Here is a 22628-nt window from a genome sequence, read left to right on the forward strand (position 1 = left end):
AAGCGGGCCCAAGAGGCGAGTCAAGTGACTCGCCTCGGGGCTGCGGCATACTCTCCGCATGGCAGCAGAACTCACCGCGCATCACCGCAGGCTCGCCCAGCAGAAGCGTGAGGCGATCACCTCCGCGGCCACAGAACTGTTCTTGGACCGCGGCTACGACGGCACCTCCCTCGCACGGATCGCCGAAGCGGCCGGGGTCTCGAAGTCCACCCTGTTCAAGCAGTTCCCCACCAAGGCGGCCCTCTTCGAGGCCATCGTCACCGAGTCCTGGCAGCGCGACGCCGGCGATACTGCCGCGCGGCCACAGGCGGGAGACCTGCGCTCCGGGCTGACAGCCATCGGCCACCGCTACGCCGACCTGATCGGCCAGCCCCGCATGACAGGCTTGTTCCGGATCGTCATCGCCGAACTGCCTCGTTTCCCCGAGCTGGGACGGATGCAGTTCCAGCTCGGCAAACTGCCCTACTTCGCCTCCGTCCAGCACTACTTGGAATCCGAGCATGAGGCGGGCAACGCTGATGTGCCCAACGCTGAAAGCGCCGCGAACCAGTTCCTCGGCATGATCGCTAACTACGTCCTGTGGCCCCGCATGCTGCTGACCGGCTGGAACCCCGCAGCCTCCGACATCCACAGCGCCGTCGAAGAGGCCGTCCAGACCATGCTCGCCAGATACACCCCCGGCCCGCCGGCCTGACCCGGAGCCGGAATTTCCACACGGCCGCGCAATGCCTGAGACCGCGGCGCTTTCACCCGCGATACCTGTAGGCAAACGATCTTTTGACGACAGGCGCGGCCTGGTGGACGGCCGGCTCAGGTTGAGCGTAGGCAGAAGGGGTGTCCGGCCGGGCTGGCGTAGACGCGGCTGCCGGTGCGGGTTTCCGGGGTGATCTCGTCGGTGGGCCGCAGTCGGGTGGCGCCGGCGTCGGTGGCCGTGCGGTCGGCGGTTGCGAGTGCGTCGACGCCGAAGTCGAGGTGCATCTGCTGGGAGGTGCCGTCCGGCCAGTTCGGGGCGGTGTGTCCGGGAGCGGACTGGACCACGATCGCCGGGAGGCCGGGAGCCTGGACGAAGTGGTGCGTCGGCGTGGGGGTGAGGGAGCCGCCGAGCAGCCGGTGCCAGAACGAGCTCTCCTTCTCGACGTCGGCGGCGTCGATGATCACGGAGGCCAGGGTGATGGGCATGGGGTGTCCTGTTCGTGCTGTCGGTGGTTGCTCAGACGGTCGGGATGATGCCGCCGTCGACGCGGAACTGCGCTCCGGTGAGCCATTTCGCGCGGCCGGAGGCGAGAAAGGCGATCATCTCGGCGACATCCTCGGGATCGCCGGGGCGGCCCAGGGGAACGTTCAGGTGGTCCACGATCTGCCGGGTGACCTCTTCGGTGGTCATGCCCTGCTTCTCGGCCATGTGCTTCAGGTGGGCGGTGGCGCCGTCGGTGACGACGAAGCCGGGAAGGACGCAGACCACGCGCACCCCGTGTGCGCCGACTTCGGTGGCCAGTTCGCGGCTGTAGGTGTTGAGCGCGGCCTTGGCGGCGGCGTAGGGCGCCTCGGTGCGCTGAGGCAGCTGGCTGGCGATCGAGGAGACGTGCACGACGACGCCGGAGCCCCGCTCGACCATTCCCGGCACCAGGGCCCGGTCCAGACGCACGGCGCTGAGGAGGTTCATCTCCAGGTCCGCCTGCCAGGATTCGTCCGACCGGCTCAGGGTCGGCGCCGGGGAGCTCGCCGCGCCCGCGTTGTTCACGAGCACGTCCACGCCGCCCACCTGCTCGACGACGCGGCGGCCGAGTTCGGCCACTCCCTGCTGCGTGGAGAGGTCCGCCGCGAGGAATGTGGCGTCGCTGTCCTCCTCGGGCCGGCTGCGGGAGGCCGTCAGTACGATCGCGCCCGCGGTGACGAAGCGGCGCACGGTCGCCGCGCCCAGGCCCCGGCTGCCGCCGGTGACCAGTACCCGAAGGCCGTCGAGGCTGTTGTCCGTGATGGGCATGGGGTGTCTCCTCCGTAAGATGAACCTGACTCCGGAAAAGGTACACGTAAACGGAACCGGACTCACCTTGTGGAGGTTCTCTTGACGCAACCACGCCCGCTGCGTGCCGACGCGCGACGCAACCGCGAGGCCTTGCTGTCCGCGGCCCGCCAGGCGTTCCTCGGCGGCGACGCCGACGCGCACGTCGAGGACATCGCCCGCAGCGCCGGCGTCGCCGTCGGAACGCTCTACCGCCACTTCGAAACCCGCGACGCGCTGATCGAGGAGGTCTACCGCAAAGAGGTCGACGACCTGTGCGCCACGCCCGGCGTCCTGCTGGACCAGCACGCCCCGGAGGAGGCGCTGCGGCGCTTCCTGCTGCTGCTCGTGGACCACGCGGCGGTGGGCAAGGGAATGTCCGGTGTGCTGGAGAGCATCATGGCGACGGACTCACCGGTCTTCGACGACGCCCGTACGCGTATGGCCGGTGCCCTCTCCCTGCTGCTCGAAGCAGGCAGTGCGGCCGGCACCGTCCGCGACGACGTCACAGGCCCAACTCTGTTGCGTGCCCTGGGCGGCGTCTGCGGAATGCGCGCCACGGAGGGCTGGCTGGTCGAGGCCCGGCAGATCACCGCCCTCCTCTTCGACGGCCTGCGACACGGCGCCTCGCAGTCACCCTGAGCCGGGGGTGCGCGCCACCGGCCAGGCCCTGCCCGTCACTCCTGACCGCTCCCGTCGCCGTCCTCGTACAGCGCGGCACCGCTGCAGTTCCCTGCCGTCGCCCGGGTCCAGGCGTCTTGATGCCGCCCCGCTGCTTCAACGTCGTGCTCCGCCCCTCCTGTGTGCATCGGCCGGCACCGCCACTAGTGCAGCGAGTCAGGAAGGGCGCTAGTGCTGGGACCGCATACGTTCGCCGGTTCGGATGCCTTACAGGTTGTTCGCATAGAAGCTGGTGAGTCGTTCGACGGCGGTGTCGACGTATTCGGGTTCGTCGTACATCTCGTAGTGGCCGGCGCCGTCGATCACCATGAGGTCGACGGGGTTGGGGGCCAGCTTCCACAGTTGCACGCCGGTGTCGTAGGAACCGGTGTTGCCGATGCGTCCGGCGAGGATGACCTGGAGTGGCTGGGTCATGAGCCGATCGGCCAGGTGGAACGCGTCGTAGCCCAGCAGGAGGGAGTCGCTGCGCAAGAGGCGCCGGTTCGTGGAGTGTTCGTTGCCGCCGCGCTCGGTGCGGTAGTAGGTGACGGCCTGAGTGGTGTCGATGTCGGTCAGGCCCGCTGCCGCGGCGTCCTCGGGGGTGTCGGGCAGCCAGTTCACGCGGGTCATCTCGCTGGAGCGGGCCTCTTCGGTCCGTGCGTCCGCGAGGGCGTCGAGTGCTGTGGCCGGACCGTCGGGGGAGAAGCTGCGGAACGCGGCGCCGATGTTGACGGGGGCTACGGTGCCGACCGCCTTGATGCGGTGGTCCGTGCGAGCGGTGTGCACGGCGTAGCCGCCACCGGCGCAGATGCCGAGGACGCCGATGCGCTGCGGGTCGATGCCGGGGGTCGTGGTGAGTACATCGATGGCGTAGGAGATGTCCTCACCTCGGCGGTAGGGGTCTTCGAGGTCGCGGGGCTCGCCCTCGCTCTGACCCTGATGGGCGGGGTCGAGGACGAGTGCCGCGATGCCGCGGGCGGCGAGACGGGAGGCGTAGTTGGCGCCGATCTGCTCCTTCACGCTGCTGCCCGGGGTGGAGAGCACCACGGTGCGCAGCGGTGCGCTGCTGTCGGGCAGGTGGAGGTCCGCAGCGAGGTTGATGGGACCGCGCGGGATCGTGAGGTGCTTAAGCATGCCTGACTTCTCTCGTGAAATTGTTGTTCCATAGGAGCCCAGTACAATGAAATCGATTGTACGAGGTTAAACTAATACGAAACCGTAGTACATGGATGGAGGGGGCGCATGTCGGTTGACGGGGCGCAGCTGTGGACGCTGAACCAGCGGCTGCTGGGCGCTGTGATGGATGCCTGCACGGGTGAGCTGGCCGAGCTCGGGTTGGAGACTAAGGAGTTTTTCGTCCTGGCCGAGGTGGAGGCATCGCCGTACCCGGCCGAGATCGCGACGGCACTGCTGCTCCCCAGAGCGAGCGTGACGGTCTACGTCCGCAACCTTGTCGCCAAGGGGTTCATCCGGCGCGAGATCGACGACGCGGACCTGCGGCGTCACCGGCTCGTACTAACCGCCGAGGGCACAGAGGCACGGGATCGTGCACTCGCAGCCCTCGCGTTGGAGTACGACCGCAGGCTGACGAGGATCACTCCGCGGGACCGCGCCGAGTTGCAGCGCATGCTTCAGGAGATGCTCTCGCCTGTATGAGTCCATGGTCGCCAGCGGTTCGCCTGCCCGGTGAACCCCTGCTCGCCAGTGCTGTGCTCGCGTGGATTCGTTGGATCGTTCAGGCTGCGGTGGCGGGTGTTGACGTTGCGCCGGCGGAGGTAGGTGTGCAGGGCCCGTGACTGCGCAGTGTGGTTGGGGTAGTGCGAGTTGGCGATGGTGAACTGCCGCAGCGGTCCGAAGTGCGCTCCAGCACCTTCTCGGTGCGGTCCAGCTTGGCGTCGCGCTCGGGGCCAGGCGACTCCTTCCACGTCTTGCTCCGCTGGAAGGTGACACCGCTGCGGGCGAGCAGGCACCGTAATGCCTCGCGGCCGATCCGGATGACACGGCCGTGCACTCTCCGCAGGTGGGCGGCGAGCTTGGGGATGGGCTAGCAGGTGAAGGGCTGGCCGAGCTTGCTCGGGCGGGTGGTGGCCGTCCTGACGACGAAGTCCTCGTCGTCAGGACTGGGCAGGCGGGGACGGCCTCCCGCCCACCGAGGGGCCAAGCAGGCCAGGCCGATCTCATTGAACGGGTGGATCACGTCGCGGACGGTGTCCTCGTCGGCCTGCACCAGCTACGCGATCACCGGCACCCGGTTCCGACCGGCCGAGGCCAGCAGCGTCATCGCGCACCGGTAGCGCACCGAACTGGTGCTGCCCCGGCGCACGATCTGCTGCAGCTCTGCCCCTCCAGGTCGGTCAACCTGCACACATGGACAAGTCCAGCCACTGCACCCCCCAGCAGTCAGAGCGGATGTCACCGTGCATCCAGCCGCCCGGACGACCGCCCCGGCGAACCTTCCCGGTCGGAGCACTAGCATGCTGTACTAGTACGGCGTGCTAGTACAGTGAAGGGTGCTGGGAGAAGCGAAGGAGAGCGGGACATGGAAACACGCGAGAAGATCCTCCAGGCCGCCGCGGAGATGATCGCCGAGGACGTAGCGGCGAAGCTGAGCGTGCGCGCGGTCGCCGCGCGTGCCGGGGTGAGCATCGGCTCGCTGAGGTTCCACTTCCCCACCCAGCGCGCGCTGCAGGACAGCTTGCTCAAGCGGATCTACGAACACCTGCTGCCCGGCGACCCGATCCGGGACCGGACACTGTCGCCCCGCGAACGGCTGCTGAACTGCCTGCGGCAGGTTCTCGCACCGCTCGGCACCAACGAGGACGCGCGAACCGCATGGGGCACGGTCTATCGGAGCTTCATCGAACCCGAACCGACCGAACCGGTACGCACCGCCTACCTCGCCCACGAGCGGGAGGCGGAGCGTCTGGTCGAACACTGGCTGGCCGTGCTCGCCGAGGAGGGCGCACTGCCCCCGGGAGACCACACCCGCAACGTCAGGTTCCTTCTCACCGTCCTCAACGGACTCTCGGTCGAACGCGCCCTGCCCACACGCGAATCCGTCCTCATCGCCGAGACCGAGACCCTCAACGCCGCCGTCGACCACGTCCTCTCCACCGGCCCCGCACCATCCGCCGGACTCCCCCGGCCGTGAACCGGACCAGCCACCCCTTCGCGTCGAGGCGCGAGACCACGGCGCGACGGGCGCCGGCGTGGACAGACCGGCATGGTCGGCGGCTATCCGCCCGCCGGGCAGTTGCCGGACTCGAATTCTTGAGGGCGACCGCAAAGAAACACAAAGGCACGGAACCAGACGGCGAGGGAGATCTCGATCATGGCGTGGAGCACCCGGGAGATGGCGGAGCTGGCCGGCGTCAGTCTCAGGGCCGTACGGCATTACCACGACATCGGATTGCTTGAAGAGCCGGAGCGTCGGTCCAACGGATACAAGCAGTACGGCGTCAGCCACCTCGTCCGGCTCCTCCGGATAAAGCGCCTCACCGCTCTGGGCTTCTCCCTGTCCCAGATCGCGGGCATGGACGACGACCCGGATGCGGGCCCCGACCCGCGTGATCTGCGGGCTCTCGACACGGAGCTGGCCGCCACCATCGAACGCCTGCAACACGCCCGCGCGGAGGTGGGCGCCTTCCTGCGCGGACGCGCTGCGAGCGATCTTCCCCTCCGCTTCGTCTCCGTGGACCAGACCGCCGAGTTTTCTGCCCCGGACCGCTCTTTCGTCACCGTCCTCGGTACGGTCCTCGGGCCCGGTGGGATGGACGCCTATGCCGACCTGCTCCATCAGGAGCCGCAGCCGGTGGCACTGGAACTCAACGAGCTTCCGGCCGATGCCGACGAGGTGACCCGCCAGAATCTCGCCGAGCGTCTCGTGCCGTACGTTCGAGGCCTCCGGGTCCGCCATCCCGGGCTCAGCGATCTGGCTTCAGACGCCCCGCGCGGCCGACAGCACACCGCCCGCACCATCGGCGAAGCCATCAGCGATCTCTACAATCCAGCCCAGGTGGACGTCATGAAGCGGCTCGACGGGCTCCTGTCCGATGACGATGCCCCTCGGTGACCGTACTCAGAGCGCCGCTTCGTGACTCGGTGAGTGTGGCCCAGTGCGCGCCTGATGGTGTGACAAGTGCATGCAGGAGTCGTCGTCACTGCCACCACCTGGGCATCAGCGAACCGTGGTCGGTGTGGTCCGCTGACGCACGTGCCTCGTTGCGGTAGGCCGGTCCGACGCTGCGCGGGCGGCACAGATGCGGTGTGCGCCTACCCGGCGCTGCCCTCACCGCTGGGCGTCGTCGCTCTCGCTCCCTGCGGTGCCGTTCTCGACGAGGATGCTGTGAACGCGTCGCAGCACGTCGAGGTGCGCGCGGTTGTAGAACTCGGTCAAGGCGTGCACGGTGACCGAGTCCGCGAGCGCCCTTTCCCGGTGCGAGGCCCGCCCGAGGTCGGCCAGAGCAGGGTGGGCCCGGTGCTGCTCGCGGGCTTCGGGCGCCATCTGCTCGGCCAGCCGCTGCCGTACGTCCTCGGGTGCGTCCTCCTCGAGCGCCGCGAACTCCGCTTCGAGGTCGCCACGGGGTCCCGAAAGCTGTTCCTTGAGGGCGGCAATCGCTTCGGGTGTGAGGATGCTGGAGTAGGCCACCAGCAGGGATCGCTGGGTTTCGGGCAGGTCGTCGGCAAGCGTCTTGAAGTCCGGGGGCATGTCGAGCGCGGCCCGATTGTCCATGATGGCCGCCAGGTCCCGCCGCATCCGCTGTCGGCGTTCGATGTCCGCCGCGAGTTCGGCGTCGAGGTCCCCAAGGATCTGCCGTGCCCTCTCATCACCGCTCTCGACCGCGGGGACATCTGCGAGAGCCACACCGAGGTCGGTCAGTCTGCGGATACGCAGCAGGCGCACCAGATGGTTGACGCCATAGCGCTTGTAGCCGTTGGACGCCCGTTCCGGCTCGTCCAGGAGGCCGATCTCGTGGTAGTGCCGGACGGCCTTGGCGGTCGTCCCCGCGAGTTCCGCCAGCCGACGGGTACTCCACGCCATCAGGAGCCCCCTCTCCAGGATCGTGCCCGGTGGCCATTGAAAACCCTGCCCCTGGGGCACGGTCAACTCCCCTCGGTTCCGGCTCGCCAGCGGTTGACCGTGCCCCAGGGGCAGGGAGTGTGCTGGACGCGACCACGCCCCACGCACCGATATGCGGAGACTGGACATGAAACGACAAAGCGGTGTCGGCCGAAACCTGGCCCTCCTGGCGGTCATCGGCCTGGGCGCGTCACTGATCACTGTGCCCGCCGCCGCCGAGGAGACGAAAACGCCTCAGGTGGTGTGGGGCCAGTGCCCCGACGACGTCGGGGCGGAAGCCGCTCCGACCGTGCTGCAGTGCGCCACCGTGCGCGTGCCGTTGGACTACGCCGAGCCGGAAGGCGAGCAGATCGACCTCACCGTTTCGCGGCTGGCCGCCGCCGACCCGGACAAGAGGCGCGGCGTCCTCATGCTCAACCCGGGCGGTCCCGGCGGATCCGGGCTGGCGCTGTCCGCGCTGCTGGTGGCCCAGGGCCTGCCCAGCAGCGTCACCGACCGCTACGACTTGATAGGCATGGACACCCGCGGGATCGGTCATTCGGCACCGGTTAGCTGCGGTTTCACCATAGACAGCCCCTACTACTCCAACATCCCGCCCTACGCGGTCGATGACGCTGCGGTCACCGCGCAGGCGAAGGTCGCTGAGAAGGCGGCCGAGCAGTGCGCGGACAACGACGACGATGGCAGGCTGCGCCACCTGACCACCGCGAACACCGCCCGCGACCTGGACCGGATCCGGGCCGCGCTCGGCGAGGAGAAGACCAGCTACCTGGGCTACTCGTACGGCACGGCCCTCGGCGCCGCCTACGCGTCGATGTTCCCCGAGCGTTCCGACCGGATCGTGCTCGACAGCAACATCGGAGACGCTCACCTCGACCGCGACGGCATGCGCCGCTACGCGCTCGGCATGGAGCAGACCCTGCCGGACTTCGCGAAGTGGGCCGCCAGCCGGCACGACAGCTACGGCCTGGGCCGCACACCTGGGCAGGTACGGGCGTCCTACCTCGCCATCGCCGGCAGGCTCGACAAGGCTCCGGTCGCGGGGATCGACGGCGGCCTCTTCCGTCTCCTGACGTTCGGCCACTTGTTCAAGCAGACGCAGTACCCCACGCTGGCGCAGACCTGGCAGACGCTGCGCGAAGGCGACGAGGCCGCGGCCCGCGGTCTGACGGCCGCCACCGGGGAAACGGCGGACGGTGCGCTGTCGCCGACCGACAACGCACTGACCGTGTTCCTCGCCGTCACCTGTAACGACGCGGAGTGGCCCGCGGACATCACCACCTACCGGCGAGGCGTCGCCGAGGACCGCGAACGCTACCCGCTGTTTGGCGCCGCCACCGCCAACATCAACCCTTGCGCCTTCTGGCCGTACACCCCCGCTGAACCGCCCGTGGAGGTCGACGCCGAAGGCCCGCGCAACGTGCTGCTCCTACAGAACCGGCGGGACGCGTCGACCCCGCACTTGGGCGGGAAGATGCTGCGGGAGAAGTTCGGGGACCGCGCCCGGCTGATCAGCGTCGACGACAGCGGGCACGGTGTCTACGTCCTGGGCCGGAACTCCTGCGCGCTGAACACCACCACGCGCTACCTCGTCGAGGGGGAGATGCCCACGAAGGACACGTCCTGCCGCGCGGACTGACCACCGGACCCGCGCCGCCGGCACCCCGTCCGCTGTTGACATCTTCCGGCGTACCCGTCGATGCCGGTTTGCGAGTAGTGGGTCAGTCCGCAGTACCAGTCCTCCCTCGGTGAACGGCGCCAGTTGCGGCGCGCCTGACCGAGAGACGCGGCAGTGGGGTCCGCAAGCTGGAGCAGACGCAGGACGGGCCACGGGGCTGACTGCCGTAGTGAAGCTGTGAGAGCTCGCCATTGGTTCGCAGTGGCAGCAGTACGCCCTGCCGACGCGGGATCAGGGCCGGTGAATGGTGTAGCAGCGCACCGGAGGCGTGGCGCCACTGGTGCCAGGGCTCCGGTGCGTTTCGAATGGCGGGTCCTGTGGAGGTGCCAGGTGGCCGTGCGTTGTGGGAAAGGCACAGTTGCCGTAGTGCCTCCGGCCGGTGTGCGTGGTCCTCGGTGAGAGCCGAGAGGTCGGACGGGGACGAGCGGCCGATCGACTTCGCCGTTGGACGTACGGTGGACAGACGCCTTTGGACGGTGCGGCACGAGGTGGCACGGGCCAAGCTGCTGCGGATGCTCTGAACAGGAAGAATGTCACGAGACGGTACGGCAGGGCATTCCCCGGCATGATCGCTCGCGGTCTCGTAATGCGTAGGTCTCGGGTTCGAATCCCGAAGGCGGCTCGGATTAACCCCAGGACTCACTCGCCGTGACCTGGGGTTTTTTCATGTCTGGGGGTGGCCGAGCCGACTCGCCACCGCGGCTGTGTGTTCCACGGCGTTCGCGAGCCCGCCGGTAGCGGTCAGCGCGAGAAGCGGTTCAGCGAGCGGCGGTAGGTGCCCATTCCGATGAGCAGGGGGCTGGCCGGCCTCCTGGTCGTCCGGCGCCGCTCGCCGCTCTGCCCGGCCTGCGGCTGCTCGGGCCCCTCGGGCTCTGCACATTCGCGTGACTCCGGCTCCACGGTCTTTCGCGACCGTTCGAAGCCGGTCCGCCGGTCGCCGATGAAGACTGTGGCGGGGTGGCCGGTTGACCAGGATCTCGTGCGTCTGGCGGACCGCGAGGCCGGCGTCGGTGAGCGCCGCTTCGAACGAGGGGGCCCCGGCGGGCGCAGAGCAGCACGTACCGGCCCTTCTCCGGGTGGAGGACCCGGGCCGGGGAGAGTCCGGTGGTCCGGGTGAACTCCTCGTACGACACGGGCAGTTCCTCGTGCTCGCCCCACGGCGGATCCGTCACGACGGCGTCTACCGAGCCGTCGGGCACGGACGGGAGGGCCATCGCGTCCTCGTCCAGCAGGCGGACCCGTCGGTCGCGCAGGGTCTCGCCGGGCAGTTGTTCGCGGTGCTCCGCGAGGTCCAGGTCGGAGAAGATGACTTCCCGGGCCGGCAGGGCGAGCCGGGCGACCACGAACGAGCCACTGTTGGCGAACGGGTCCAGGAAGGTGTCCTCGGGGGGCGGTTCGGGTGCCAGGACCAGCATGGACGACAGCTCGTGCGACAGGGCGCCGCGGGTCTTCTTGGGCCGGGCAGGCTTGGGCAGCCGTGCGCAGAACATGAGGTCCCGCATGTCCAGGCGGCCGATGACCCAGTACTCCCGGCCCCGGCCGCTGGGTTCGAGCCGCATCCCCGTGGAGGCGGATACCGAGCGCTCGATCTCGCGCTTCGGGGCGCCCGCGATGGAGGCGAGTTAGCCGTCGACGTGAACCATGACGCGGAATCCCCGGGCACGAGGAATGGGGAGCGACGGGAATTGCGCGTTCTTCAGCGAGCCCGCCAGCCGCGCCACATTCTCATCGATGTCACTGCACGGGATCTCGGTGATCACCGCAAAGGCGTTCTTGGCGAAGGGAGTGTCGGCGACGCGTTCCATCGGTGAGCTGGAGGAGAAGAGCATGGCGCTGTCGTCTTGGTACTCCGCGCGGAAGCCGTCGACGAAGCGCGACATGGCATCCGCGACGAGTTCGCCGGCCCCGGCGGGGTACTGGATGAAATAGCGCATCCCGGGATGCGTACCGGACCCCGGAGCCGTCGGATCGGCCGTTTTCGGGGGTGTGGTGGCGCTGCGCGCCGGTGCGGGGACGCGCGCATGTCGGGTTCGGGCCAGCTGTGCAACCGCACCGGCGCCGCAGCGTCCAGCCTTTCCGTTGCTCTGGCGAAGCTGCTCTGATGAAGCTGGTTTGGTGGCACTGGTCCGACGAAGCTGCTTTGGTGAGGCTGGTCCGACGAAGCTGCTTTGGTGAGGCTGGTCCGACGAAGCTGCTTTGGTGAGGCTGCTTTGGTGGTCACCGGATCGGCTGGATGTCCGATCCGGTGATGTGTCCGGCTCGCCCATTCGGCCGGCAGCAGCTCTTAGCCCTCCAGGGCCTCGTACGTGAACCAGTCGAAGTGGACCGTGCCGCTCGCCGCGTACAGGCCGATCACCCGGCCCGTGAAGCCGCCGGTCACTTCCGTGGAGAGGTAGCGCCCGTCGAGGGAGCCGAGCGCGGTGAACGTGCCGTCCGGCTCCTCGACGCCCAGGGACACCGTGTCCGGACCCGTGCACGGGTCGAGTGGGGCCCGGGTGGGTGCGATGTCGATCCCGAGCACCACCGGTCCGGCAGGTGCTGGGCGGGACGCGACCACCGTGCGGAGCGGGCCGATCCGGGCGATGAGCCGGATCTCGCCGCCGCCCGCCTCGACCGCGTAGTGGTGCGCCTCGTCGAGCCGGACCGCGAGCCCGCCGTGGCCCTCCGTCGCGTCCGCCAGCGTGCGCGTCCGGCACGCCAGATGCTGCTGCCGGCGTCCGGTGAAGACCGCGTCGGGGTCGTCCAGCGTGCCGCCCCGCCCGTGCAGGCTCAGCCAGCCGGGCCGCTCCTTCGTCCCGGCCCGGCCGGCGGTGGAGCGGCGCGGCGAGATCCAGTACGGTCGCGGCTCGGCCAGGTCGAAGTCGTCCCGGGCCGGGGCGGCGGGCGCGGGTACCAAGGGCCAGGGCGGCACGGGGAGTTCGGTGGAGACCTCGCCGACGACGGGCCAGCCGTCCACCCAGGTCACCGGGGCGAGAAAGGTCTCCCGGCCGAGGACGTGCCAGCCGGGCGTGCCGCCGCCCGGCCGCACGCCGAGGAGCACCAGCCACCAGGTGCCGTCGGGTCCCTGCACCAGGTCGCCGTGTCCGGTGTTCTGGACGGGGTGCTCGCGACCCCGGTGGGTGAGGACCGGATTCTCCGGGCAGGGCTCGAACGGCCCGGCGGGCGAGGGGCCGCGCGCGACGGACACCGCGTGCCCGCGCTCGGTGCCGCCCTCGGCGATCAGGAGGTACCAGTGGTCGCCTATCCGGTAGAGGTGCGGGGCCTCCGGTGCCTTCGCCCCGGGCGCCCCGGACCAGATGCGGCGCGGTTCGCCGAAGGTCTCGCCGGTGTGCGGGTCGATGCGGACCTGGGAGACCCCGGCTACGGTGCACCAGCAGGTGCCGTCCTCGTCCCAGGCCAGGTCCGGGTCGATGCCGGGCACACCGGGCAGCGGGACCGGGTCGGACCAGGGGCCGGCCGGATCGGTGGTGGTGAACAGCAGGTTGCCCACTTCGACATTGGTGACGACGAGCCAGAACCGGCCGTCGTGGTGCCGGAGCGTCGGCGCGTAGATGCCGCCCGAGGCCCGGGTCCCCGGGGTCAGGTGAAGCTGCTCGGGGCGGTCGAGGACGTTGCCGATCTGCGTCCAGTGGACCAGGTCGCGGCTGTGGAAGAGCGGGATGCCCGGGAAGTACTCGAAGCTGGAGCACGCCAGGTAGTAGTCGTCGCCCACGCGGCAGACGCTGGGGTCGGGGTGGAACCCGGGGATCACCGGGTTGCTGACGGTCGTGCCCGTCTGGTCTCGGACTGGCATGGCATCCGTTCCTGTACGTCGCGCGTGCTGCCGGAGGGAGGCGTCGAAGCACGCCTGTCGAAGCGCTTCGATACCGAGGCGACCCTAGTAACCGGGTGGGCGCGCGACAAGGGGGAGTCCGTAGGGGAAAGCACCTACGCCGAGCCGCCGTTGCTCTTGAGCAGCTGGCCGTTGACCCACTGGCCCTGCGGTGAGCACAGGAAGTCGACCAGGTGCGCGGTGTCCTGCGGGGTGCCCAGGCGGCCCAGCGGGGTGTCCCGCCGGATCAGCTCCGCCAGCTCCTCGTTCATCCATCCGGTGTCCACGGGACCCGGGTTGATGACGTTGGCGGTGACCCCGAGGTGCGCCAGTTCGCGGGCGGCGGCCAGGGTGATGCGGTCCAGGGCGCCCTTGCTGGCCCCGTACGGCAGGTTGCCGACGGTGTGGTCGCTGGTGAGCGCGACGATCCGGCCCGTCCCGACGGGGGCGCGGAAGCGGAGCGCGTACTCCCGGATGAGTAGCCAGGTGGCGCGTGCGTTCACCGCGTAGTGGCGGTCGAAACTTGCGAGGGTGGTGTCGAGGAGTCCGGAGTCCACCGATTCGGCGTGGCTCAGCACCAGCGCGGTGACCGGCCCGATCCGTCGTTCCGCCTCGTCGAAGACGCGGGCGGGGGTGTCCGAATCGATCAGGTCGGCCTCGATCGCGGCGGTGCGGGCGCCGTGCGCGGTGAGCGATGCCTCGATGGCCGCGGTCGCGCCGCGCTCCTCGCCCCAGGTCATGCGCCGGTCGTAGGGCGTCCAGTAGGTGAACGCGATGTCCCAGCCGGAGGAGGCGAGTTGACGCGCGATGCCGGCGCCGATGCCCACTGTGCGGCCGACTCCGGTGATCAAGGCGAGAGGGCGGGACGGAGCGGCTGGCGGCGTTTCGGTGGTGGTCACGGGGCCGATCATCCTGGACGGACTTCCGTCCCCGCAACGGAGTTCGGGCCGCTCCCGGGCCGGGCTCGGGGCCGCCTGGCGGATGCGTACGGCGACGTGCGGCGGCCCGCTCGGGCGGGTGCCGGACCGGCCCTCGGGGAGTGCGGGTCGGGCTGCCAGGGGCAGTGCGGGGCGGGCCGCCGGGGGCAGCGCGGGATGGGCGGCGGTCTCAGCCCGTTCTGCGGCGACTCAGCGCGTACCGGGAGAGGCAGCAGGCGACGAGCACCGCGGCCCCGGCACTCCCAACGCCGGCCGGCGTAGCCGGCAGGTCCGGCGGCGAGTCGCCCTCTTCGAAGCGCTTGCGGAGGTGGCGGCGGCGGTGCCCGGCTTCGCGCTCTTCGCCCAATCGGACGCCGTGAGCTTCCGCCCGGCCCGCCGCCGAATCGGAGGACAGGGCGGTCATCAGCACGCGGTGTGGTGGAGACGTCCACGTCCAGCGAGGGGGGAAGCGCGATCCCCCTTGGCACGGTCGCCCGGTTCGGCGACCTGCGATCTGCGACCTGAGCCTGGGTGTAGTACGTGCCCGGCACGTCGTAGGCGCCGGGCGTTGTAGTCGGTGACGGCCGGTCCGGCGGTGGTGGCGTGCGGGAAGTCGTCGGGGATGTCCGCACCGGCCTCGACCGTCAGCCGCTGCCCCGCCCCCAGCTCGACCCGCCAGAAGGGGGTTTCGCCGACGGCGATGGACTGACCATAGGCGCCCGGCCTGATCGGGGTGGCGCCGTTAAAGAAAAGAAGAGGCCGCCTTCCGCGTCGGCTCCGACGCGGGGCTCCGGAGGCCGGAACCCGGCCTTCCGGGAAGTTGTGTCAGCCCTTCTTCGGGTCCCCTCCGGGGTACGTGGTGCCGTACACGCGCAGGCTCGGCTCGGTCTGGGCGGTCGGTCGCCTCGCCGATGATCCGGGTGCCTGCCTGCCTGCCTGCCTGCTTGGCGGCGGAGAGGGGGCCGGCCCTGCCCGGCGTCCACCTGGTCATCGGCCCGGAGAGATCGACGACCAGGTCGACCCTGGCGGGTTCCGGAGCCTCCGGGGAGGATGTGGTCGTCGCGCCCGCCTGCGTCGCCGACGCCAGGAGGGGGCGGCCAGTAACAGGGGGAGAGCGGCCAGTACGCGGCGTCGCCAGGGCGTCGCGTTCACGGGGGCGCTCCCAGGAGGTCGGTCCGTCTGTCGGCGAGACGGATGGCGGATGGCATTCGCCCACAACAGGCGAAGAGCAGCTGCAAACAGTTTCTTGGTCCGTGAACTTCCCGCCTGACAGGGGTGGATGGCGAACGTGGCGAGGCGTGAGGGTCGCCCGGCCGCAACGGCTCTGTCGATCCCGCTGTGCTGCCCATACGGCTAAAACCTGCGGGCAGCGAGCCGGTATCGCCCCGCCGGTCCGCGCCTCAGCCGCGGCGGCGCAGAGCGGCGGCGCGGACCTTCAGGAGGTTCGGCACCAGCGCGTAGACGACCGCCGGCACGACGACCCCGGTGATCACCAGGGTGCGCAGCGGCATCGGAAAACCCTTGACGTACGGGCCGATCAGCAGCTGCACCACGGTCAGGGCGGCGAACACCGCAATCCAGGTGAGCAGGGCGCGCATGTGTACGGAGGGCGGCGCGACCGGCTGCGCGGCGGCGGCGGAGACGGTGGCGGGGCGGGCGGCGGTGGTCATGAGAAGTCCCATCCAGGTCGGTGTGCGGGGTGTGCGGAGGGTGGTGCTCTCCTCGGCGATGCGTTCCACCATGCCAACCAACTAGTTGGGTGTCAACCATCTGGTTGGTTGGTGATGGCGAAGAGTCGTTCTACGCTGGTGGCATGACCTCGGACACGACCCCCACCAAGGAACGGCTCCTCGCGGCGGCGAAGGAGGAATTCGCAGCTCACGGCATTGCCGGAGCCCGCGTCGACCGCATCGCGGAGCTGGCCGGCGTGAACAAGGAACGGATCTACGGCTACTTCGGCAACAAGCAGAAGCTGTTCGACGCCGTCGTGGGGCGCGCGCTGGACGAGCTTGCTGCGGCCGTGCCGCTCAAGGGCGGCGACGACCCCGCCGAGTACGTGGGACGGGTGTACGACTTCCATCGCGACAACCCGGTCCTCGTCCGCCTCTTCTTCTGGGAAGGCCTGCACTACCGCGACGGTGTCCTGCCCAACGAGGAGGGCCGCCGCGGCCACTACGAGGAGAAGATCACCGCCCTCGCGGAGAGCTTCGGCACCGAGGCGTCACCGCAGGTCGCGGCCTGCCTGCTGAGCCTCATCGGGCTCGCCGCCTGGCCCAACGCGGTGCCGCAGCTGGCCCGGCTGATCATCGGCCCCGACGCGGAGGCGGCCGGAGGCCTCGACCTGCGCGCCCATGTCGTGGCCTTCGCCCGCCAGGCCCTTGCCGACGTCCCGTCCGCGGCCCCGAGTGTCACCGACAAGAGCCCCGGAGCCTAAGTGAGCGTACGGGCGATGAAAGGGGGACCTGACGGGCCCGAATCCTGTAGATCGGGGCAAGAAAGGCTCGAAGATCCATGTGGTCACCGAGAGGACCGGTCTGCCTCTTTCGATCGGCATCTCGGCCGCGAACACCCACGACAGCTTGGGGCTGGAGCCCTTGGTGTGCGGGATCCCGCCTATCCGATCCCGCCGCGGACCGCGTCGGCGCAGACCTGCCAAGCTCCACGCCGACAAGGGCTACGACTACGACCACCTGCGAAAATGGCTCCGCACTCGCAACATCGTGCCCCGCATCGCCCGCAGGGGCATCGAGTCCTCAGCCCGGTTGGGGCGGCACCGATGGACCGTCGAACGCACCGTGAGCTGGCTGGGCGGCTGCCGCCGTCTGCACCGTCGCTACGAACGCAAACCCGAGCACTTCCTCGCCTTCGCCGGCATCGCCGCAACCCTCATCTGCTACCGCCGAGTCACCGAGTGAAGCGATGGTCGGCCGCCCGAGTCAGCGCCATTCCGGTGGGATGTTGGCCAGTTGACTCAGCAGATCCCAATCGACTGGCCTCAGCTGCGGCTTGTTCCACTGGGCACCGTGACCGACCCAATAGCCGCGCAGCTCGCGGACTTGCGTCACGGTGTCATCACCAATGCCGGACTCGTTGTAGCAGCACTCACAGATGACATACCGAGGGAACCCGTGCTCGTAGAGAGCCTCCCCGTCATCCAGCCCACAGATGCGGCAAGCGGTCTCAACCGTGTTCTCCATCCACACAGACTACCGATCCCACCAAAAGCAACGGCGTCTAAGGCAGATTCCCGCCCGGCGGCCGGAACGCGGTTGGCTGGGCTGGGCTGCCTGGCCGGAGGGGTCAGCCCCTGAGGTACGCCAGGACCGCCAGCACCCGGCGGTTCGTGGTGTCGTCCAGCGACAGGCCGAGCTTGCCGAGGATGGAGCCGAAGTGCTTGCTGACCGTGCCCTCACTCACTGAAAGCGCCGCCGCCACTGAGGCGTTGGACTTGCCCTCCGCCATCAGTGCCAGCACCTCCAGCTCGCGCACGCTCAGCCGGGACAGTGGGTCCCGGCGGTGCCGGATCAGCTGCCGGACCACCTCCGGGTCGACCACGGTGCCCCCGGCGGCGACCCGGGCGAGGGCGTCCACGAACTCCTCGACGTGTCCGATGCGTTCCTTGAGGAGGTAGCCGACGCCCCGCCCGTCCGCCGAGTCGAGCAGGTCCTCCGCGTAGGCGCGCTGCACGTACTGGCTGAGCACAAGGACCGGCAACTCCGGTTGTTTGGTGCGAAGTTCGAGCGCAGCGCGCAGGCCCTCGTCGGAGAAGCCGGGCGGCATGCGGACATCGGTCACCACGATGTCCGGGCCGTGCTCGGTGACGGCCGCGACCAGCTCGTCCGCCGTGCCCGCGCCAGCCACCACCTGGTGGCCGAACCGTTCGAGGAGGCCGACGAGCCCTTCCCGCAGGAGCACGCTGTCCTCGGCCAGTACGATCCGCACGCTCAGGGCCTCCCGCTCGCACCCGGTACGGGGACTTCCAGGCGGAACACCGTGGGCCCGCCGGGGGGACTGGACAGTATCAAACGGCCGTCCAGCACCGAGAGACGGTCGGCCACCCCCTGGAGCCCCGTCCCGTCGTCCGCCGACGCGCCGCCCCGCCCGTCGTCCGCCACCTCCACCACCAGCCGGCCCCGCGCCACCCGCCCGGACACCCGGACCCGCGCCGCGTCACTGTGCCTGGCCGCGTTCGCCAGCGCCTCGCACACCGCGAAGTACACTCCACTCTCCACGGCCCCCGGCAGCCGCTCCGGCAGGTCCAGGTCCAGATCGACCGGCACCACCGAGCGGTCCGCCACGTCCTCCACGGCCGCCCCGAGCCCCCGGTCGGTGAGGACCTGGGGGTGGATGCCCCGGATCAGCTCCCGGATCTCCACCAACGCGGTGTCCGCCTCACCGTGCGCCTTCGCCAGCAGCCCGGCCAGGGGCTCGGCCGGGCTCTCCAGGCGGGCCAGACCGAGTGTCATCGACAGGGCGACCAGTCGCTGCTGCGCCCCGTCGTGCAGATCGCGCTCGATGCGCCGCCGTTCCGCCTCGAAGGCATCGACCAGCCGGCTGCGGGAGCGGTCCAGTTCCCGCAGCCGCGCCCCCGCCCCGGAGTCCGTGAGCAGCGCCCGGGTCAACGTCGCGCGCCAGGCCGCCAGCACCCCCAGCGGATACGCGAACACCGGGAGCAGCGCCAGCCCGGCGAGCAGCGCCCCGAAGGCGGCCGGATAGGAGTGGACGAGCCACAGCTTCAGCACCCGGACCTCCTCGCCGCCGCTCGCGGCGAGCACCACGGGCGCCGCAATCAGCCCGCCGCACACCGTGAGCGCCGTCCCCACGGTCACCGCTTCCAGCGGCCACAGGACGACCGCGGTGAGCAACGCGTACGCCAGTTCCCGCCAGGTCGCCCGCTCCCGCAGCCGGGTCCGCAGCCAGGCGGTGAGCCCGGTGCCGTTCGGCTCGCCATGGACAGGGGCGAGCGGGCAGGGATCGACGAGCCGCAGTCTGCGACGCTCCAGGGCGGCGAGCGGGATGCCGGAAAGGGCCAGGGTGAGCAGGAGCGGGAGGCCGACGAGGAGCACGGCGAGCGCGCCGCCCGCGACCGCGAGCAGAAGGAGGACGGCGAGCGTCAGGACGCCGGTGAGCACGCCGGTCAGCAGGTAGAGCGCCGCCCGCCACGGCCAGGGGCCACGCACGTACCGCCGCTGCCACAGGGCCCCGTGGAGGCCGGGGGAGGAGGACATGCGGAAACGGTAGGCGGCGCGCACGGACCTGGGCCACCCGGCGGTGTCCACTCTTGAGGTGGAGCTACCTCCACCTCAAGAGTGGACACCGCTGCGATGTGCCGGGCGTGCGGCGGCGGTTGGCTGAGGGCATGAATCACGCAGCCGTCCGACTCCGTTCGGTCACCCGGTCCTACGCAGGCAGATCCGGTGCCGTCACCGCGCTCGACGCGGTCAGCCTCGACATCCCCCGGGGCTCCTTCACGGCCGTCATGGGCCCCTCCGGCTCCGGCAAGTCCACGCTGCTCCAGTGCACCGCCGGCCTCGACCGGCCCAGCGCGGGGCGGGTGTTCCTCGGCGACACGGAGCTGACCGGGCTGAGCGAGCGCCGGCTGACCTTGCTCCGGCGCAGCCGCATCGGCTTCGTCTTCCAGGCGTTCAACCTGCTCCCCGCGCTGACGGCCGAGCAGAACGTGGCCCTGCCGCTCCGGCTCGCGGGCCGCCGTCCCAAGCGCGCCGACGTCCTCGACGTCCTGGACCGGGTGGGCCTCGCCGGGCGCGCCGGGCACCGCCCCGGCGAGCTGTCGGGCGGGCAGCAGCAGCGGGTGGCGCTGGCCCGCGCCCTGGTCACCCGGCCCGACGTGCTCTTCGGCGACGAGCCCACCGGTGCGCTGGACTCCACGACCGGCCGCGAGGTGCTGACCCTGCTCCGGACCATGGCGGACGACGGCCAGACCGTGATCATGGTGACCCACGACCCGGCCGCCGCCTCCTACGCGGACCGGGTGCTGTTCCTCGCGGACGGCAGGGTGCGCGACGAGCTGCACGCCCCGGCGGCCGAGGAGATCGCGGCCCGGATGACGCGGATGGGGGCCGTCCCGTGCTGAAGCTCGTGCTCCAGGGCATACGGACCCGCTGGGTCACCCTCGCCGGCTCCTTCCTCGCACTGGCCCTCGGCGTGGGGATCATCGCCACGACGGGGCTGGCCCTCGCCGCCACCTTCGACGGCCCGGACCAGGCACCGGAGCGGTTCGCCGCGGCACCGGTCGTGGTGCGGGGTGAGGACGAGGTGCGCGTACGTACGTCGATAGGCGTCCGTACGCAGAAGCTCACCGATCCCCGGCCCGTCCCGGCGGAGGCCGCCGCCCGGCTCGCGGGGTTGGGGCGCACGGCGGTGGACCGGTCGTTCGCGGTCTCGGGCGGCGAGGCGGTCGGGCACCCCTGGGCCGTCGCCGCCGCGACCCCGTACCGGTTGCTCTCCGGGCGTCCGCCCGCCGCGTCCGGCGAGGTCGTGGTCGCGGCGGGGGACGGGGTCGTCGGCGACCGGATCACCCTCACCACGCCTGCGGGCAAGGGGCGTTGGACGGTGACCGGGACCGTTCGCCCCGCTTCCTTCGAGCACGCCGTGTTCTTCACCGAGGCGGACGCCGCCAGGCTCTCCCCGGACGTCGAAGCCGTCGTGGTGCACGCCGACCGGGCGAAGGTCCGCGCGGTTGTGGGCGCCGGTTCCGGTCTGGCCGTCCTCACCGGTGACGAGCGGCGCAGGGCCGACCCCGACCCGGACCGGGACGCCCAGGCCCTGGTCTCCGTCAATGCCCTGCTGGGCACGGCCGCCGGCATCACCGCCTTCGTCTCCGTGTTCGTCGTCGCCTCGACGTTCTCCTTCGCCGTGGCCCAGCGCCGCCGCGAGTTCGGCCTGCTGCGCATGGCAGGCGCGACGCCCGGCCAGATGCGCCGCCTGGTGTACGCGGAGGCCGCGCTCGTCGGCGTCCTCGCCTCGGCGGCCGGCTGCCGGCTCGGACTCTCCGGGGCGCCGCGGCTCGCGTCCTGGATGGTCCAGGAGGGCCTGGCCCCGCGGTGGTTCACCGTCGGGGACCAGTCCTGGCCGCTGCACACCGCCTTCTGGACCGGCCTCGCCGTCGCCCTCGCCGGAGCGGTCGCCGCCGCGCACCGCGCCGGACGGGTCCGCCCGGCCGAGGCGCTGCGCGACGCCGCCGTGGACAACGGCACGATGCCGCCGGTACGGGTGGCGCTGGGCGCCGCCGTCCTGCTCACCGGGGCGGTACTGGTGGTGCTCGGGCTCGTCCAGGATCCGGCGGGGCTCCTCAAGCGCAAGACGTACACCACGCAGCCGATGCTCCTGATCGTCGGATGCGCCCTCTTCGCCCCCGTCCTGGTGCGCCCCGCGATCCGCCTCCTGGCCTGGGTGCCCACCCGGCTGCCGGGCGCCACCGGCCTCCTGGTCCGGGAGAACGCCTCGGCCGGGCTGCGCCGGACGGCCGCCGTCGCAGCGCCCGTGCTCGTCACCGTCGCCCTGGCCGCCTCGCTGATGGGCACCAAGGCCACCATCGACGCGGCCAAGGCGGCCGAGGCGCGCGGCCAGGTCACGGCGGACTTCCTGGCAGTGGGAGAACACGCGGGTGTCTCCGAGGGGTTCGTGGACCGAGCCCGCCGTGTCCCGGGCGCCCGGGTCAGCACCTCGCGCGCCACCTCGGTCAGCGTGCTCGAAGAGGGCACCGCCCTCATCCGCTCCGACGCCCGGGCCGTGGACCCGGCCGATGCCGCCGCCGTCTCCGCGCTGCCCGTGGTCGCCGGCCGGCTCGCCGACCTGGACGACCGTTCGATCGTCGTCAACGAGGAGTGGGCCGAGCACCGGGTCGGCGCCCGCGTCCGCGTCTGGCTCGGCGACGGCCGCGAGGCCACCCTGCGCATCGCGGCCGTGCTTGCCGTCGGCACCGGCGACAACGGCGTCTACCTCACCCCGCGCAACGCGGCCGGCGCTCCCGTCGACCGCGTCGCGATCGCGGTGCGCGCGGGGGCCGACCGGCAGGCCGTCGAACGCGGGCTGCGCGCTGCCGGGCGGGCCACCGGCACCGAGGTGCTGACCCGTGAGCAGTGGACCGCGACCCTCGTGCCGGGCGGCGGCAGCACCCGGACGGGGCTCTTGATGATCCTCGCGATCGCCCTGGTCTACACGGGGATCGCCCTCGCGAACACCCAGGTCATGGCCACGGCGGACCGGGTCCGCGACTTCGCCGTGCTGCGCCTCGCCGGAGCGACCAAGGCCCAGGTGATACGGCTGGCCGGGGCCGAGGCGCTGGCCGTGGTCGCGGTGGGCGCGGGGCTCGGCGGGGTGGTGGCCGCGCTGAACCTGCTCGGCGTACGGGCCGCGCTCGGCCGGCTCGACGTCCCGGCGGCGGTCGTCGTGCCGTGGGAGGCGGTCGGGCTGGTGGCGGTGGTGAGCGCGGCGCTCGCGGTGGCCTGCGCCGTGCT

General features: G+C 70.9%; 22 protein-coding genes and 1 pseudogene. 10 read left to right on the forward strand and 13 right to left on the reverse strand.

From position 1 onward, the window contains the following. Positions 1-58: 58 nt before the first annotated feature. Complete coding sequence (locus G3I41_RS25675) at positions 59-694, forward strand: TetR/AcrR family transcriptional regulator (RefSeq protein ID WP_164402734.1); 636 nt, start codon at positions 59-61, stop codon at positions 692-694. 116 nt (positions 695-810) lie between these two features. On the opposite strand, the gene G3I41_RS25680 is transcribed toward G3I41_RS25675, so the two are convergent. Continuing rightward, the gene (locus G3I41_RS25680; protein ID WP_164402735.1) at positions 811-1179 is read right to left on the reverse strand and encodes a VOC family protein; all 369 of its coding nucleotides are present in this window, start codon (positions 1177-1179) and stop codon (positions 811-813) included. A 31-nt stretch (positions 1180-1210) separates the two neighbouring features. Continuing rightward, entirely contained in the window at positions 1211-1984 is a 774-nt protein-coding gene (locus tag G3I41_RS25685; RefSeq protein ID WP_164402736.1) for an SDR family oxidoreductase, read from the reverse strand. A gap of 81 nt (positions 1985-2065) precedes the next feature. Between G3I41_RS25685 and G3I41_RS25690 the strand changes: the two genes are divergently transcribed. Beyond that, positions 2066-2644, forward strand: a complete 579-nt coding sequence (locus tag G3I41_RS25690; protein WP_164402737.1) for a TetR/AcrR family transcriptional regulator — start codon at positions 2066-2068, stop codon at positions 2642-2644. A 246-nt stretch (positions 2645-2890) separates the two neighbouring features. On the opposite strand, the gene G3I41_RS25695 is transcribed toward G3I41_RS25690, so the two are convergent. Beyond that, entirely contained in the window at positions 2891-3796 is a 906-nt protein-coding gene (locus G3I41_RS25695) for an alpha/beta hydrolase (protein ID WP_164402738.1), read from the reverse strand. 108 nt (positions 3797-3904) lie between these two features. On the opposite strand from G3I41_RS25695, the gene G3I41_RS25700 reads away from it, so the two are divergent. Further along, on the forward strand, positions 3905-4318 hold the full coding sequence (locus G3I41_RS25700; RefSeq protein ID WP_164402739.1) for a MarR family transcriptional regulator: 414 nt from the start codon (positions 3905-3907) through the stop codon (positions 4316-4318). Positions 4319-4706: 388 nt separating this feature from the next. Here the strand turns inward: G3I41_RS25700 and G3I41_RS37085 are convergent, their stop codons facing one another. After that, a complete protein-coding gene (locus G3I41_RS37085; RefSeq protein ID WP_343242227.1) occupies positions 4707-4889 on the reverse strand; it encodes a helix-turn-helix domain-containing protein in 183 nt (60 codons plus the stop codon). Positions 4890-5201: 312 nt separating this feature from the next. On the opposite strand from G3I41_RS37085, the gene G3I41_RS25710 reads away from it, so the two are divergent. Both G3I41_RS25710 and G3I41_RS25715 read left to right on the forward strand, forming a co-directional pair. Then, positions 5202-5813, forward strand: coding sequence for a TetR/AcrR family transcriptional regulator (locus G3I41_RS25710; RefSeq protein WP_164402740.1), 612 nt, complete (start codon positions 5202-5204; stop codon positions 5811-5813). Between the two features lie 180 nt (positions 5814-5993). Continuing rightward, positions 5994-6734 (forward strand): MerR family transcriptional regulator, encoded by a 741-nt coding sequence (locus G3I41_RS25715; protein ID WP_164402741.1) that lies wholly within the window; start codon positions 5994-5996, stop codon positions 6732-6734. A 216-nt stretch (positions 6735-6950) separates the two neighbouring features. On the opposite strand, the gene G3I41_RS25720 is transcribed toward G3I41_RS25715, so the two are convergent. Further along, a complete protein-coding gene (locus G3I41_RS25720) occupies positions 6951-7703 on the reverse strand; it encodes a MerR family transcriptional regulator (RefSeq protein WP_164402742.1) in 753 nt (250 codons plus the stop codon). Positions 7704-7869: 166 nt separating this feature from the next. On the opposite strand from G3I41_RS25720, the gene G3I41_RS25725 reads away from it, so the two are divergent. Further along, positions 7870-9381 carry an alpha/beta hydrolase gene (locus G3I41_RS25725; RefSeq protein ID WP_203601639.1) on the forward strand — a complete coding sequence of 504 codons (1512 nt, stop codon included), beginning with the start codon at positions 7870-7872 and terminating at the stop codon, positions 9379-9381. 797 nt (positions 9382-10178) lie between these two features. Here the strand turns inward: G3I41_RS25725 and G3I41_RS37530 are convergent. From G3I41_RS37530 to G3I41_RS25745, 5 genes are all read right to left on the reverse strand, one after another. Next, a complete protein-coding gene (locus G3I41_RS37530; RefSeq protein WP_275408449.1) occupies positions 10179-10979 on the reverse strand; it encodes a hypothetical protein in 801 nt (266 codons plus the stop codon). A gap of 63 nt (positions 10980-11042) precedes the next feature. Next, a complete protein-coding gene (locus tag G3I41_RS37095; RefSeq protein ID WP_239081841.1) occupies positions 11043-11354 on the reverse strand; it encodes a hypothetical protein in 312 nt (103 codons plus the stop codon). Positions 11355-11704: 350 nt separating this feature from the next. Beyond that, a complete protein-coding gene (locus G3I41_RS25735; protein ID WP_164402743.1) occupies positions 11705-13213 on the reverse strand; it encodes a glycoside hydrolase family 43 protein in 1509 nt (502 codons plus the stop codon). A gap of 134 nt (positions 13214-13347) precedes the next feature. Then, positions 13348-14130 (reverse strand): SDR family oxidoreductase, encoded by a 783-nt coding sequence (locus tag G3I41_RS25740; RefSeq protein ID WP_164402744.1) that lies wholly within the window; start codon positions 14128-14130, stop codon positions 13348-13350. 1418 nt (positions 14131-15548) lie between these two features. Next, positions 15549-15890: a hypothetical protein gene (locus tag G3I41_RS25745; protein ID WP_239081842.1), complete on the reverse strand. Its 342-nt coding sequence runs from the start codon at positions 15888-15890 to the stop codon at positions 15549-15551. Between the two features lie 71 nt (positions 15891-15961). On the opposite strand from G3I41_RS25745, the gene G3I41_RS25750 reads away from it, so the two are divergent. Continuing rightward, positions 15962-16582, forward strand: coding sequence for a TetR family transcriptional regulator (locus tag G3I41_RS25750; protein ID WP_164402745.1), 621 nt, complete (start codon positions 15962-15964; stop codon positions 16580-16582). After that, positions 16583-17063, forward strand: a pseudogene (locus tag G3I41_RS25755) (IS5 family transposase); the annotation flags it as partial. Positions 17064-17084: 21 nt separating this feature from the next. Here the strand turns inward: G3I41_RS25755 and G3I41_RS25760 are convergent. The 3 genes from G3I41_RS25760 to G3I41_RS25770 all read right to left on the reverse strand — a co-directional run bounded on the left by G3I41_RS25760 (position 17085) and on the right by G3I41_RS25770 (position 19376). Next, entirely contained in the window at positions 17085-17345 is a 261-nt protein-coding gene (locus G3I41_RS25760) for a hypothetical protein (RefSeq protein ID WP_164402746.1), read from the reverse strand. A gap of 103 nt (positions 17346-17448) precedes the next feature. Beyond that, positions 17449-18090 carry a response regulator transcription factor gene (locus tag G3I41_RS25765; RefSeq protein ID WP_164402747.1) on the reverse strand — a complete coding sequence of 214 codons (642 nt, stop codon included), beginning with the start codon at positions 18088-18090 and terminating at the stop codon, positions 17449-17451. Between the two features lie 2 nt (positions 18091-18092). Then, positions 18093-19376 carry a sensor histidine kinase gene (locus tag G3I41_RS25770; protein WP_203601641.1) on the reverse strand — a complete coding sequence of 428 codons (1284 nt, stop codon included), beginning with the start codon at positions 19374-19376 and terminating at the stop codon, positions 18093-18095. Positions 19377-19507: 131 nt separating this feature from the next. Here G3I41_RS25770 and G3I41_RS25775 point away from each other — a divergent pair, with 131 nt between their 5' ends. Together G3I41_RS25775 and G3I41_RS25780 are read left to right on the forward strand one after the other, a co-directional pair. Further along, entirely contained in the window at positions 19508-20242 is a 735-nt protein-coding gene (locus tag G3I41_RS25775; RefSeq protein WP_164402749.1) for an ABC transporter ATP-binding protein, read from the forward strand. After that, the coding region (locus G3I41_RS25780; protein WP_164402750.1) for an FtsX-like permease family protein at positions 20236-22628 on the forward strand (2393 nt) is incomplete at its 3' end. The genes G3I41_RS25775 and G3I41_RS25780, both read left to right, overlap by 7 nt.

The organism is Streptomyces sp. SID9727 (assembly GCF_010550605.1).
In the GTDB taxonomy this organism is placed as follows: domain Bacteria; phylum Actinomycetota; class Actinomycetes; order Streptomycetales; family Streptomycetaceae; genus Streptomyces.

What these genes read in the sequence shown, in the direction of transcription:
- G3I41_RS25675 (WP_164402734.1), top strand. Translation starts at nt 59, where the DNA reads ATGGCAGCAGAACTCACCGCGCATCACCGCAGGCTCGCCCAGCAGAAG.
- G3I41_RS25680 (WP_164402735.1), bottom strand. Translation starts at nt 1,179, where the DNA reads ATGCCCATCACCCTGGCCTCCGTGATCATCGACGCCGCCGACGTCGAG.
- G3I41_RS25685 (WP_164402736.1), bottom strand. Translation starts at nt 1,984, where the DNA reads ATGCCCATCACGGACAACAGCCTCGACGGCCTTCGGGTACTGGTCACC.
- G3I41_RS25695 (WP_164402738.1), bottom strand. Translation starts at nt 3,796, where the DNA reads ATGCTTAAGCACCTCACGATCCCGCGCGGTCCCATCAACCTCGCTGCG.
- G3I41_RS25700 (WP_164402739.1), top strand. Translation starts at nt 3,905, where the DNA reads ATGTCGGTTGACGGGGCGCAGCTGTGGACGCTGAACCAGCGGCTGCTG.
- G3I41_RS25710 (WP_164402740.1), top strand. Translation starts at nt 5,202, where the DNA reads ATGGAAACACGCGAGAAGATCCTCCAGGCCGCCGCGGAGATGATCGCC.
- G3I41_RS25715 (WP_164402741.1), top strand. Translation starts at nt 5,994, where the DNA reads ATGGCGTGGAGCACCCGGGAGATGGCGGAGCTGGCCGGCGTCAGTCTC.
- G3I41_RS25720 (WP_164402742.1), bottom strand. Translation starts at nt 7,703, where the DNA reads ATGGCGTGGAGTACCCGTCGGCTGGCGGAACTCGCGGGGACGACCGCC.
- G3I41_RS25725 (WP_203601639.1), top strand. Translation starts at nt 7,870, where the DNA reads ATGAAACGACAAAGCGGTGTCGGCCGAAACCTGGCCCTCCTGGCGGTC.
- G3I41_RS37530 (WP_275408449.1), bottom strand. Translation starts at nt 10,979, where the DNA reads ATGCGGCTCGAACCCAGCGGCCGGGGCCGGGAGTACTGGGTCATCGGC.
- G3I41_RS37095 (WP_239081841.1), bottom strand. Translation starts at nt 11,354, where the DNA reads ATGCGCTATTTCATCCAGTACCCCGCCGGGGCCGGCGAACTCGTCGCG.
- G3I41_RS25735 (WP_164402743.1), bottom strand. Translation starts at nt 13,213, where the DNA reads ATGCCAGTCCGAGACCAGACGGGCACGACCGTCAGCAACCCGGTGATC.
- G3I41_RS25745 (WP_239081842.1), bottom strand. Translation starts at nt 15,890, where the DNA reads ATGGTGGAACGCATCGCCGAGGAGAGCACCACCCTCCGCACACCCCGC.
- G3I41_RS25750 (WP_164402745.1), top strand. Translation starts at nt 15,962, where the DNA reads ATGACCTCGGACACGACCCCCACCAAGGAACGGCTCCTCGCGGCGGCG.
- G3I41_RS25760 (WP_164402746.1), bottom strand. Translation starts at nt 17,345, where the DNA reads ATGGAGAACACGGTTGAGACCGCTTGCCGCATCTGTGGGCTGGATGAC.
- G3I41_RS25770 (WP_203601641.1), bottom strand. Translation starts at nt 19,376, where the DNA reads ATGTCCTCCTCCCCCGGCCTCCACGGGGCCCTGTGGCAGCGGCGGTAC.
- G3I41_RS25775 (WP_164402749.1), top strand. Translation starts at nt 19,508, where the DNA reads ATGAATCACGCAGCCGTCCGACTCCGTTCGGTCACCCGGTCCTACGCA.